Genomic DNA, 12375 nt, shown 5'->3' with positions numbered 1-12375 from the left:
TATATCAGGCTATTCGGTATCACAACCCGGGGAGAGGAGCGGTGTAAACGAGGGGGGAAGCGCGACAAATCGGGCCCCGGACAGGGCCCGATATCGGAGCTATTTCTTGCCGAACCCGGATTGCTTGAGGGTATAGCCGGCGCTGTTCTGCCAGGCATCCAGGCCGCTTCTGTTGTTGCCCGCCACCAGGCTGGCGGCCAGGCTGGGGCTGTTGAACAGCTGATCGGCGATGAACACCAGGCCGCCCTCGCTGCGGGTGCTGAGCACCCCCTTGGCCAGCAACTCCTGGCGCAGCTCGATCACCGCCTCACGCAGGGAGGCGGCATCTTCCCCGTTGGCGGTGGAGCCGGCCTGCACCATGAAGCCGGGATTTTGCCGCTTGCCGACCGGATAACCGTGGGCTTCCGCCCCCTTGCCGTTGAAGTGGTAGAGCTCGCGCTCACCCGGCTTGTTGTCGGAGAGCGCCTTCTGCAGGGTCATCAGCTCGTTATAAATATCGATGGGCACGACGGCCGCCTGCTTGGTGCCCTTGCTATCGATGATAAAACTGACTTGCTTGTGTAACATCCTTGCTCATCCTGTGCCCCATGGAGACCCCTATTCTAACCACCTCTGGCGAGCGGGATCCAGCAAGGATCCTCATCCCTTTTGCAGGCCCGATCACTAACTGGCATAGTGAAAGCCATTGACCATCAACCGGTTATCCCATGCTGATCCTGCGTGACCTATCAAAGAGCTTTGACAACGGCAGCGAACGCCTGCCCCTGTTTCACGGCCTGGATCTGTGCCTCGCCGCCGGCGAGACCTGCCTGCTGCTGGGGCAGAGCGGTTGCGGCAAGTCGACCCTGCTCAACCTGATCGCGGGCCTGATCCCGCCCGATGGCGGCGAGATCTGGCTGGGGGAGACCCGGCTCGATCGGCAGTCACCGGACGAGCGGGCCCGGCTGCGCGGTCGCCACTTCGGCATCGTCTATCAGGATTTCAACCTGCTGCCGACCCTCAACGTGCAAGAGAACCTCAGCCTGCCGCTGGAGATCAACGGCCTGCCCCGCGAGCCGGCCGTGCTGGATAAGCTGCTCGCACGTCTCGGCCTGGAGGATAAACGCCACGCCTGGCCGGAGCAGCTCTCCGGCGGCCAGCGCCAGCGGGTGGCCCTGGCCCGCGCCCTCATTCACCGACCCCAGTGGCTGCTGGCCGATGAGCCCACCGGCAGTCTCGATGAGCACAATGCCGAGCAGGTGATGGCGCTGATGATGGAGGCGGTCAGGGAGACAGGCGCCGGCCTCCTGCTGGTGAGCCACAACCCCGCCTATGCCGCGCTGGCGGACAGGGTGCTGCGCCTCGAAGGGGGTCAGCTGGTGCAGCTCAAGGGGCCACGCCATGATTGAATCCTCTCTTCCTGAGGGCATCACATGCTGCCGCTAAAGGCGCTGCTGCGGCTCTATCGCTGGCACCCCTGGCTGCTGCTGATGAGCCTGACCGGGCTGATGCTGGGGGTCTCCCTGGTGGTTGCTATCGACCTGCTCAACCACAGCGCCAAGACCAACTTCGTCGCCGCCCGCACCCAGCTGGCGGGGGATGCCAACTATCGGCTGGCCCCGAGCGGCGGGCTGGATGAGTCGCTCTACGTCAAGCTGGTGCGCGGCCAGCGCGAGCTGGGCGCCATGCCCCAGTTGCACGCCTGGCTCAAAGACGAGCAGGGTCGCAGCTTCCAGCTGCTGGGGCTGGATCTGTTCAATCCCGGCCCCCTGGCCCCGCTCTTTACCCTGGCGCCCCAGGCGACGGAGGCCCCCTTCGCCCGGGCCGACAGCATCTGGCTGGCGGCGCCCGAGGCCGAGCGCCTCGACTGGCGCCAGGGTCAGTCCCGCAGCTTCCTGCTGGGCGAGCGCCGACTCACCCTGACCCTCGCGGGCACCTTCACCCCAGGCGCCGTACCCATGGATCGGCTGCTGCTCACCGACATAGGCCTGGCGCAGCCCCTGCTTGGCAAAGACGGACGGCTGGATCGCATCCTGTTCAAGCTGACCGAGCCCCAGGCCCACGCTCTGCAGGCCGTCCTGCAAGCCTATCTCCCCAATAAGCCCCTGTGGCTCGAGCCCATCAGCCCGGCGCTCGATGCCAGCCAGCTCGGCGATGCCCTGGCGCTGAACCTCAGCGCCCTCTCCCTGCTCGCCATGGCGGTGGGATTGTTTTTGGTGTTCAACGCCCAGCGCTTCGTGCAGAGCGTGCGCCGTCCCCAGCTCGCCCAGCTGATCATCCTGGGGCTGCCGCCAAGCCGGGTGCTGCGCTGGCTGGGGCTGGAGCTGATGCTGCTGGCCTCCCTTGGTACCCTGCTCGGGCTGCTGCTCGGCAGCCTGCTGGCCCTGGCCCTGATGGGGCAGCTGACCCAGGCGCTGGCCGACCTTTATGGCCCCAATCCCATCGATCTGCTGCGCCTCTCCCCCATCAGCCTGTTCAAGGCCATCGCCATCGGCCTGCTCGGCACGCTGGCCGCCAACCTGCCCGGCTGGTGGCAGCTGCTGCGCCAATCCCCCCTGGCCCTTCGCGAGGGCAACAGCCGCCCCGCCAGCCACCCGGGGCGCAGACGCCTGCTGGCGCTGGCCATACTGCTGCTGTGCGCGCTCTGCCTCGCCCTGCCCCAGACCGGCCTGCCGGGCGCCCTGCTTATCGCCGGCGGCTGGCTGCTGGCCATGGCGCTCTGGCTGCCGGACGCCCTGCGCTGGCTGCTTGGCAGGTTGCGCCGCCATGGCCACAGCGGCCTGACCGCCAGGCTGGCGGTGGCCGAGACCCAATATCATCTGGATCGCACCGCCATCGCCGTGATGGCACTGCAGCTCGCCATCGCCGCGGCCATCGGCATCGGGGTCATGGTGTCGAGCTTTCGCAGCAGCGTGGAGATCTGGCTGAACCAGCGCCTCGCCGCCGATCTCTATGTCAGCGCCCCCAAGGGAGCGGCGGGCAGCAGGGGCAGCCTGAACCAAGAGACTCTGGACGCCATCCTCGCCAACCGGTTGGTGGAGCTGGCTTCGCGCCGCGCGGTCCGGCCCGCCCGCTGGCAGGGGGAGCCGATAGAGTGGGCCCAGATGGACTTTATCCCGCCGCTCCAGGCGGCCTATCCCCTGCTGGCCGGGCGCTGGCCGGAAAAACACAATGAGGTGCTGGCGAGCGAGCCGCTGACGGTGCGGCTCGGGGTCAGGGTGGGCCAGACGCTTGAGATAACGGATGAGGCAGGCCCGCGAGCCGTCCTGGTCACCGGGGTCTATCAGGATTACGGCAGCGACAAGGGGCAGCTCCTGCATGCCTTCGAGCAGGGACCGGTGCAGTCCCTCGCGCTCTTTAGCAAGACGCCCGAGCGGCTGGCCGATGAGCTGCGCGCCCGTTTCGGCGAACGGCTCAATCTGCTGCCCGCCCCCGCCATCCACGCGGCGGCGCTCAAGGTGTTCGATCAGACCTTCGTGGTCACCGAGCTGCTCAAGCTGCTGATCCTGGGGATAGCCTTCGTCGGCATAGGCTCCGCCTTCATGGTGCTGGGGCTGGCCCGCCGCAGCGAATTGCAGACCCTGCAGAGTCTGGGCCTGAGCCCTCGCCGCTGCCGCCTGCTGCTGGTGTGGCAAGGGGCGGGTCTGGGGTTACTCACGGCGCTGCTGGCCCTGCCGGTGGGCTATGGCCTGGCCTGGGTGCTGATCGCCGTGGTCAACCCCCGCGCCTTCGGCTGGACCCTCACCTTCGAACCCGCCCCCGCCCACGCCATCACGGCCCTGCTGCTGGCGCCGGTGTGTGGAGCCCTGGCCTCCTGGTATGCGGCAAGGAGAGTGATATGAAGTGTTTACTGCGGGCCAACCTGCTGGCCGCCCTGCTTGCCGTGCTAGGCACCAGTGTTCAAGCCCAGGATCTCGGCAACCTGCTGGGGGATGGCGGCGATCACTTTAAAAAAGTGCAGCCGGGGCAGACAGTGAACTTGCCCGCCGATCATTCCGCCCACCCGGACTACAGATCCGAGTGGTGGTATCTCACCGGTAACCTCAAAGATGAGCAGGGGCGCGAATATGGCCTGCAGTGGACACTTTTTCGTCAGGGCATGAAGCGGCAGATTGCCTCGGACAATCCCTGGCTTGCGCCCCAACTCTGGCTGGCCCAGTTCGCCATCACGGATCTCGCCACCGGCAAACACCTGCAGGACGAGCGCACCAGCCGCCAGGGGCCTGGGCTGGCGGGCGCCAGCGGCGGCGACTATTGGCTAAGGGAGTGGCTACTTAAATCCGAGGGGGCGGCGCAATCTCCGGCACTCTTCCCGGCGCGCTTAAGCGTCGACAGCGCCATCGCTCAGCTGGATCTTCAAGTGAGCAATCGCAAACCCGCGGTGCTGCAGGGCAAGGCGGGTTACAGCGAGAAGAGCCCGGGCAACGCCTCGTTTTACTACTCCTACCCGCGCCTGGCGCTGGAGGGCACCCTCAACATCGATGGTGAGGCCCGCAAGGTCAGCGGTCAGGGCTGGTTCGATCACGAGTGGAGCAGCTCGGTATTGGCGGACTGGCAATCGGGCTGGGACTGGTTCTCGCTGCAGCTCAATGATGGCCGCGAGCTGATGCTGTTTCGCCTGCGCACCAAACCGGGCCGCGCCAATCCCGAAAACCAGCCCGAGAACCGCTACGGCATCCTGATCGAACGCGATGGCAGCAGCCGGCTGCTCTCCCCCGACAGCATCAGCCTCACCCCGGGCAAGACCTGGCGCGGCCCCAAGGGTCAGCCCTATCCCATCGAGTGGCAGATGAAGGCCGCCGATCTGAACCTCCGCATCCGTGCCCGCCAGCCGGATCAGGCCATGACAGGCCGCTTTGACTACTGGGAGGGAGCCGTGACTGTGGAGGGAGATGCCCAAGGGCTGGGTTATCTGGAGATGACGGGGTATTGACCGCCTTGAAATCTGATCGCCTTCAAAAAATCATTCAAATTCCATAAGTTAGATGCCTTTTTACTCAACAGAGTTAATCGCCATTTGATACCCTCTCTATCAGCCTCTCTTTCAGCCCAAGGAGTGCTCATGGATCACCCATGTCAGTGCCGGTTAACTGCAGTATTCAGGGATCTGAAACCCTGTGCGGTAGCCATCACGTTTGGCGGAGGCAGGCTTGAAAAAGGGGGGTTATAAGACTCTAAGAGTTACAAAGAAAGATAGTATTCCACTATTTTGTTGGTTTTATTTTCAGGGATACACTTTTTAGTTTTAGATAAATCTCCTCGAAGATAAGCTATTACAGCAAAAATGATCTGAAAAACACACAACCCATTAATTGTCAATAGCAATTAATGTATCCCCTGTCACACCATCTTATACATGTAATTCTCTAATAATATGAAAAACATCACCAACTATTAGATATATTAACGCTATATCTATACCAAGAAAATTTCTTGTTGATTTTTTTATACAATTATATTAACTTCACTTTCGGCTTATGGGCAGATTCTTCGCTCGCGCTTCGCGAGCAGTGAAAAAATGGTCCGTTCGGATTGCCCTATTGTAGTGTATCAATGTGCTAGACGATATTATAGTGCATAGGAGTGCCCATAGGCCACTTTATATACGGAAGTATATATGTTAAACCTTGAACGTTTAAAACAGATATCTACCAAACCTGATTTCGCCAAGCTGCTTGGTGTAGACGCAGCGTTCTTAACCAGAACCTTATATATTGTCAAACCTGACAACCAATATTCTCAGTTTACTATTGATAAAAAATCAGGTGGTAAACGGATTATTAACGCCCCATCAGATGAACTAAAAAGCTTACAAAAAAAATTATCCAATTTACTACTAGATTGTATTGATGAGATCAATGCAAAAAAGTTCCCAAAATCTCAATCGATAAAACCGAAACTCAGGAAAAATGATGAAAATGATTACGCTGCTGAGGTTTTAAAAATTAAGATTCCTACATCAGAGTCTAAGCAACCATCTTTATCACACGGTTTTGTAAGAGAACGCTCAATTATTACAAATGCAATGATGCATATTGGAAAGAAAAATGTTCTAAATATTGATTTAGAGAATTTTTTTGATAGCTTTAACTTTGGTCGAGTTCGTGGCTTCTTTATTAAAAATAACAATTTCAAATTGAATGACCATATTGCAACAGTAATTGCACAAATAGCTTGCTATGAAAACAAGCTTCCTCAAGGAAGCCCTTGCTCTCCTGTTATATCGAATTTGATTACTCACAGCCTAGATATTAAATTAGCATTTTTAGCCAGAAAATATAAGTGTACTTACACTCGATATGCCGACGACATCACTTTTTCTACAAGAAAAGACGATTTTCCAAACCAGTTAGCTAGGCACGATGGGAATACTTATATTCTAGGAAAAAAGCTGTTACGTGAAATAAAAAGCTCTGGATTTTCAGTCAATAACAACAAAACAAGAATCCAATTTAAGAATTCTCGGCAGGATGTTACAGGACTTATAGTCAACAAGAAACCTAATACAAAAAAAGAATATTGGCGACTAGCAAGAGCTAAATGCAACACACTATTTAAAACTGGGACATTTACATCCATTAAGGATAATGTAGAAGTCAAAGGTAATCTAAATGAGTTAGAGGGTCAGCTAAATTTTATAGACCATGTAGATCACTATAATCGGTTAAGACAGAAACCCCCACTAGTTCCTGAGTACACCTTGAAAACCATTGGCAAAAGCACAAGAATTTTGCTTTCAGGAAGAGAGAAAACCTTTAGTCAATTTTTATATTATCGCTTGTTTTGTGGTAATGAGAAACCAACTATTTTGTGTGAGGGAAAAACTGACAATATCTACTTGAAATCTGCAATCAGTGAAATGAAAAAAGATTACCCCTTATTGGCTGACACAAAAGACGACCACTATGAGTTATTAGTACGCTTCGTTGAATACACCAAAAGAACAAGGTTCCTATTGGAGATATTCGGTGGAGCAGATTATCTAAGAGGGTTTATTGATAATTTTGAAAAAAACATGAAAACATATGAGAATGTAAGGCCCAAAAAACCAGTAATTGTTTTCTTGGATAATGACACGGGGCCAGATAAAATTGTAAACTTGTTACAGGGTAAAGGCTTCCAAGATAAAATCACATTAATACCTTCCCACTTAGATAAGTCATGTGACATTCGAAGGTCAGAATTCATACATATTACAAAGAATTTATATGTAATATTTACACCTCGAGGGTCAGCAGGAGAAGAGACTGACATAGAATATTTTTTTGATGAAAAGACAAGAATGATGAAACATTCAAACGGAAAGTTTTTCAATACCATAAAAAAAAGAGACACAAAATCCGATCTGAGCAAAGATGCTTTCGCAACTCACATCATCAGAGAGAAAAAGAAAAATATCGACTTCAAAGGGTTGAAGCCTTTATTAGATTCTATTATAAAGGTAATTAATCATTATGATGATATAAAATAGAGAAAACTATATTACTGCCTTTTAAAAAGGTGTGTGCCCAACGTCATAATACTCTTGCTAAATATATGCTGCAGGACACTTGGCCTTGCCGATTTATTTATTTTCCTACCATGCTGCTAGATATTGGATGCAGCACTGGATATGCTCTTGCTCGAACATATTTCCCTGCATTACTTGCAAGAGAGGCTGCGCTAAGGATTAAGCGCGGACACACGCCTGGGTAGAGATAAACGCCAACGACTGCCGATTAAAGTGCTCCGGCTGCTCCACGTTGCAGACATGGCCGCAGTTTTCGATGATCTCGAGCTGGCTGTAGGGGTCTCGGGCGACCTGCTCGCGCACCGGGGCGAGGAACATATGATCCTCCTCCCCCATCACATAGAGGGTCGGGATCGGCAGGGCGCGCTCCTTGAAGTAGCGCATCAGGGGGTTGACCTCGGTGGCGAGGCGGAACCAGCGTTTGAACTCCTGCTGGCACAGCTTGCGGGCCTCGCGCACGAACAGATTGCGGGACTCCTGATGGTGCTGGCGCGGCATGATGATGAAGGCGAACAACCGGTAGAGCCACATGTAGGGCAGGATGTGTTGGCCGACCCGGCCGAGCTGCACCAGCGTCTGGGAGCGGATGTCGAGTCGCAGTATGGCGCCGCCGAGCACCATGCTCTTGACCCGCTCGGGGCAGAGCTCCGCCAGAGAGCGAATGAGGATGGTGCCCAAGGAGATGCCGACGAAATGGGCACAGGGAATGCGCAGATGATCCAGCAGCCGCACTATGTCTTCGGTCACCGCCCTGAAGCTGTAGTGACCCTTGACCACCTGTTGCAGCTGGTTGGACTGGCCGTGGCCGCGCAGGTCCAGCAGCAGCACGTTGAAGTGCTCGCGATAGGCGCGCAGTTGCTTGAACCAGATGGAGGAGCTGCCACCGGCGCCGTGCACGAACACCACCCAATCCCGCTCGGGGCCAAGCTCAAAGGTCTTGTGGTACAACATCTTATGGGCTCCCGGGGGGTTGGGGGATATACTCGGCGAGCATATTAACAGAAGGGGCGCCCCGCTGAATATGCTGTCACTCATCATCGGACCAGCACGGAGTCCTGTATGACGCTCACTCTTTTGCGTGAATTTCTGCTCAGCCTGCCCGGCGCCACCGAAGATACGCCGTTCGGCCCTGAGTTCCTGGTCTATCGCATCGCCGGCAAGATGTTCGCGCTGGTGAACTGGCAGGCCGATCCGCTGACCATCAACCTAAAATGCGAACCGGAGCTCGCCCTGCTGCTGCGAGAGATCCACCCCGAGGTCAAACCCGGCTGGCACATGAACAAGCAGCACTGGAACACCGTGACCCTGAGCGAGGCGCTGGCCACCGAGCTCTGGCAGGGCTGGGTCCTGCACTCCTATGAGCGGGTGGTGGCCGGTCTGCCCAGGGCCAAGCGGCCGCAGGCGCCGACCCGATGAACCCCCGCGAGACGAGCCACCCATCAGGGCAATCGGCCCCCCTGCAGATCGTGGCGCTGCGGGAAGAGCACATCCCCCAACTGATCGCGCTGTTCGAGCAGACGGTACGCGAGACAGGTCCAGAACACTACAGCCAGGCCCAGGTCGAGCAGTGGGCCCTCGGCGCCCATCACCCCGGCCTCGCCAGCCAGCTGCGCGAGCACCACGGCTGGGTCATAGAGCAGGCGGTCGAGCCGGAGGGCATCCCGCTCGGCTTTGTCACCCTGAGCGATGACGGTCACCTCAGCCTGCTCTATGTCGGCGCCGCCCATCAACGCCAGGGGCTCGGCAGCCTGCTGCTGGAGACCGCCCTGCTGGGGGCGCGGCGACTCGGTCTGCGGCTGCTGACCACGGAGGCCAGCGCCTTCAGCCACGGCCTCTTCCTGCGTCATGGCTTCGAGCAGGCCGGATTGGAAACCGTGGAGCGCGGCGGAGTCAGTTTTGTCCGTCATCGCCTCTACTGCCGCTTGCCAAGCTAGGTCCAGCCACTAAAATACGGCCCAATTCCGCATATCAATGAATGAAGGCAACCATCATGGTGGTAGAGAGCGAAGGCTATAACGCGCTTGTAGAGTATCTGGTCGAGAGTCTGGGGCTGTTCGAGGGCCAGCAGCAGGGCACGGGCTCCCAGAGCATCGAGGATCTGGTGAGCGGCCGGATCGCCGACAACCTGATGCGCATCTGCGAGCAGAATCCCCAGCTCGATCCCAAGGTGCGCTTCATGATCATGCAGGAGGCCGATGCCGTGGTCGCCGATCTGGAAGAGGTGCTCAGTGCCGTCTGGCTGCGGGCGCCGACCCCGGCCCAGCAAGCTTTTCTCGACGAATTCATCGATCTCATCAAGAACCTGTTCGACAGCGTCATTGGCTGAGCCGCCCCGGCGCCAACCTCCCCACGCCCCTCAACGCACCAATGAAAAGGGCCGCCTCATCGGGCAGCCCTGCTTGCTATCATTTCCAATTCATCGCGCTTTTCTAAGTTGAATGAATATCGAGGCAAGAAATGTGTCTGGTCTTGGCTGCCATCCATGGTAGCTAGCTTGTTAGTCTAGTCGAAGTCCAATTAAGTTCCCGGCCATGACACATTTTTTAAAGATTCTTTTCAATCTGATGAAGAGAGCGTCATTCAACGCTCTTTTATACCGCCTTCAGCGATTCAGGCTCGGCGGCAGACAGACCCCGATCCCGCCCAGCCCGCAGTAGCCTTCCGGGTTCTTCTTCAGATACTGCTGGTGGTAATCCTCGGCGTAATAGAAGGGCGCCAGCGGCAGGATGCGGGTGGTAATGGCGCGGACATCGCCGCTCGCCGCCATGGCCTGCTGGAAGGCGGCCAGGCTCTGCTGGGCGATGGCCTCCTGGCTCTCGTCGTCATAGAAGATCACCGAGCGATACTGGGTGCCGACATCGCCGCCCTGGCGCATGCCCTGGGCCGGATCATGCTGCTCCCAGAACAGCTTGAGCAGGTCGCCGTAGCTGATGACCTTGGGATCGAACACCACCTGCACCGTCTCCGCATGACCGGTCAGCCCGCTGCACACCTCCTTGTAAGTGGGGTTGGAGGTCAAGCCGCCCTGGTAACCGGCGGCGGTGGAATAGACGCCGGGCTGTTGCCAGAACAGGCGCTCCACACCCCAGAAGCAGCCCATGCCAAACCAGGCAACCGCCATCCCCTCGGGCCAGGGACCCTGGGTCGGGTGGCCATTCACTGCATGCTGCTGGCCTATCACCAGCGCCTCGCGTCGTCCCGGCAGCGCCTCTGCCGGTGAAATAATCTGCTCCATACCACCTGTCCTTGTATAAAAACCCGTGCGACCACAGGGCTGACGAAGAGTCACCTCGAAGATAACAGTTTATGGGGCGGGATCAACCGAAGTGCGGCCGCCGGCGGGGCGCACCGCGGCCCCTGGGTCGGCCCTCCGTCGGCAGAAAATGGTAAAAGAAAACCGATAATCAATATTTAGTCTTGATTTGTGAATTTATTTTCATATATTGGGCGAATTGCTGTTTTTTTATGGAAGAAGCCTCAAGTGCGTGAACGCGAACCCAGCCTGGTCTATGCCTTTCGGCAATCCACCCCCTATGTCAATGTGCACCGGGGTGCCACCTTCGTGCTGATGATGGGGGGCGAAGCCATCTGCCACCCCAATTTTGCCAACATCGTCAGCGACATCGCCCTGCTGCAGACCCTCGGCATTCGTCTGGTGTTGGTGTTCGGCTCGCGCCCGCAGAATGACGAAGCGCTGGCCAAAGCCGGCATCGAGGCGCAATACCACAGACGTATCCGGGTCACCGACGATGAGAGTTTCGACATCATCAAGCAGGTGTGCGGCGGTTTGCAGTACGACATCACAGCCCAGCTCTCCATGGGGCTGGCCAACACCCCCATGCAGGGCGCGCGCATCAGCGTGGTGAGCGGCAACTTCGTCACCGCCCAGCCGCTCGGGGTGGACGACGGCATCGACTTTTGCCACAGCGGCCGGGTGCGCCGCATCGACGTGGAGGGGATCTGCCGCCAGCTGGATCAGCAGGGGCTGGTGCTCATCTCCCCCATCGGCTGCTCGGTCACCGGCGAGAGCTTCAACCTGAGCTCGGAAGAGGTGGCCCGGCGGGTGGCGGTGGATCTCAAGGCCGACAAGCTCATCTGTTTCAGCAGCACCCAGGGGGTGATGGACAGACACGGCGAGGCCATCTCCGAGCTCTTCCCCGAGCAGGCGGAAGAGTTGCTGGTGGAGCTGGAGCAGGCGGGTGAGGAGATGTCCGGCACCGCCCGCTATCTGCGCGCCGCCATCGCCTCCTGCCGCGGCGGCGTGCCCCGCTCCCACCTGGTGAGCTATCAGGACGATGGCGCCATGCTGCAGGAGCTGTTCAGCCGCGACGGCCTCGGCACCCAGATAGTGCGCGAAAGCGCCGAGCGGGCGCGCGCCGCCTCCATCGAAGACATCGGCGGCATCCTGGATCTGATTCGGCCGCTGGAGGAAGAAGGCATACTGGTGCGCCGCTCCCGCGAGCAGCTGGAGATGGAGATCGACAAGTTCACCATCATCGAGCGTGACGGCCTCATCATCGGCTGCGCCGCCCTCTACTGCTTCATGGAGGAGGCGATGGCCGAGATGGCCTGCGTCGCCATCCACCCCGAGTACCGCAACTCCAACCGTGGCGATCAGCTGGTCGCCAAGGTGGCCGAACGGGCCAAGCGGCTCGGCATCGCGCGCCTGTTCGTGCTCACCACCCGCTCCATCCACTGGTTCAGGGAGCGGGGCTTCGAGCCGCTGGAGGTGGAGGATCTGCCGGTGGAGCGCCAGCGCCTCTACAACTGGCAGCGCCGCTCCAAGGTTTTGTCCAAGACCATCTCGTAACTGATTGATCTTGTGTCGGGTTATTGCCAATTCTTAAGTTTTTTACAAACTCGATTGACAGTGCAATCCAGTGCAG

The 12375-nt window shown here is 57.9% G+C and carries 11 protein-coding genes; 8 read left to right on the top strand and 3 right to left on the bottom strand.

Going from position 1 to position 12375, the window contains the following annotated elements:
• Positions 1-99 precede the first annotated feature (99 nt).
• A complete protein-coding gene (locus AACW18_RS06385; RefSeq protein ID WP_042653465.1) occupies positions 100-567 on the bottom strand; it encodes a DUF4357 domain-containing protein in 468 nt (155 codons plus the stop codon).
• A gap of 140 nt (positions 568-707) precedes the next feature.
• On the opposite strand from AACW18_RS06385, the gene AACW18_RS06380 reads away from it, so the two are divergent.
• From AACW18_RS06380 to AACW18_RS06365, 4 genes are all read left to right on the top strand, one after another.
• A complete protein-coding gene (locus AACW18_RS06380) occupies positions 708-1388 on the top strand; it encodes an ABC transporter ATP-binding protein (protein WP_042653464.1) in 681 nt (226 codons plus the stop codon).
• 24 nt (positions 1389-1412) lie between these two features.
• Positions 1413-3821: an ABC transporter permease gene (locus AACW18_RS06375; RefSeq protein ID WP_218388131.1), complete on the top strand. Its 2409-nt coding sequence runs from the start codon at positions 1413-1415 to the stop codon at positions 3819-3821.
• Complete coding sequence (locus AACW18_RS06370) at positions 3818-4912, top strand: lipocalin-like domain-containing protein (RefSeq protein ID WP_218388130.1); 1095 nt, start codon at positions 3818-3820, stop codon at positions 4910-4912. The genes AACW18_RS06375 and AACW18_RS06370 overlap by 4 nt, the downstream gene beginning before the upstream one ends.
• A 684-nt stretch (positions 4913-5596) precedes the next feature.
• Positions 5597-7450 carry a retron Ec67 family RNA-directed DNA polymerase/endonuclease gene (locus tag AACW18_RS06365; RefSeq protein ID WP_218388129.1) on the top strand — a complete coding sequence of 618 codons (1854 nt, stop codon included), beginning with the start codon at positions 5597-5599 and terminating at the stop codon, positions 7448-7450.
• Between the two features lie 198 nt (positions 7451-7648).
• Here AACW18_RS06365 and AACW18_RS06360 read toward each other — a convergent pair whose 3' ends face one another.
• Positions 7649-8440, bottom strand: coding sequence for an alpha/beta fold hydrolase (locus tag AACW18_RS06360; protein WP_218388128.1), 792 nt, complete (start codon positions 8438-8440; stop codon positions 7649-7651).
• Positions 8441-8548: 108 nt separating this feature from the next.
• On the opposite strand from AACW18_RS06360, the gene AACW18_RS06355 reads away from it, so the two are divergent.
• The 3 genes from AACW18_RS06355 to AACW18_RS06345 are packed head-to-tail and all read left to right on the top strand — an operon-like array spanning position 8549 to position 9815.
• Entirely contained in the window at positions 8549-8905 is a 357-nt protein-coding gene (locus tag AACW18_RS06355; protein ID WP_218388127.1) for an MmcQ/YjbR family DNA-binding protein, read from the top strand.
• Positions 8902-9423: a GNAT family N-acetyltransferase gene (locus AACW18_RS06350; protein WP_218388126.1), complete on the top strand. Its 522-nt coding sequence runs from the start codon at positions 8902-8904 to the stop codon at positions 9421-9423. Before AACW18_RS06355 ends, AACW18_RS06350 begins: the two co-directional genes overlap by 4 nt.
• Before the next feature lie 56 nt (positions 9424-9479).
• The gene (locus tag AACW18_RS06345; RefSeq protein ID WP_218388359.1) at positions 9480-9815 is read left to right on the top strand and encodes a DUF3802 family protein; all 336 of its coding nucleotides are present in this window, start codon (positions 9480-9482) and stop codon (positions 9813-9815) included.
• A gap of 276 nt (positions 9816-10091) precedes the next feature.
• Here AACW18_RS06345 and msrA read toward each other — a convergent pair whose 3' ends face one another.
• Positions 10092-10724, bottom strand: a complete 633-nt coding sequence (msrA, locus tag AACW18_RS06340) for a peptide-methionine (S)-S-oxide reductase MsrA (protein WP_042653457.1) — start codon at positions 10722-10724, stop codon at positions 10092-10094.
• A 246-nt stretch (positions 10725-10970) separates the two neighbouring features.
• Here msrA and argA point away from each other — a divergent pair, with 246 nt between their 5' ends.
• Positions 10971-12299, top strand: coding sequence for an amino-acid N-acetyltransferase (argA, locus tag AACW18_RS06335; protein WP_218388125.1), 1329 nt, complete (start codon positions 10971-10973; stop codon positions 12297-12299).
• The last annotated feature ends 76 nt before the right edge of the window (positions 12300-12375 follow it).

The sequence above is a fragment of the Aeromonas sp. sia0103 genome (genome assembly GCF_963895295.1).
Taxonomy (GTDB): domain Bacteria; phylum Pseudomonadota; class Gammaproteobacteria; order Enterobacterales; family Aeromonadaceae; genus Aeromonas; species Aeromonas encheleia.
This window is presented reverse-complemented; position numbering and strand designations above follow the sequence as displayed.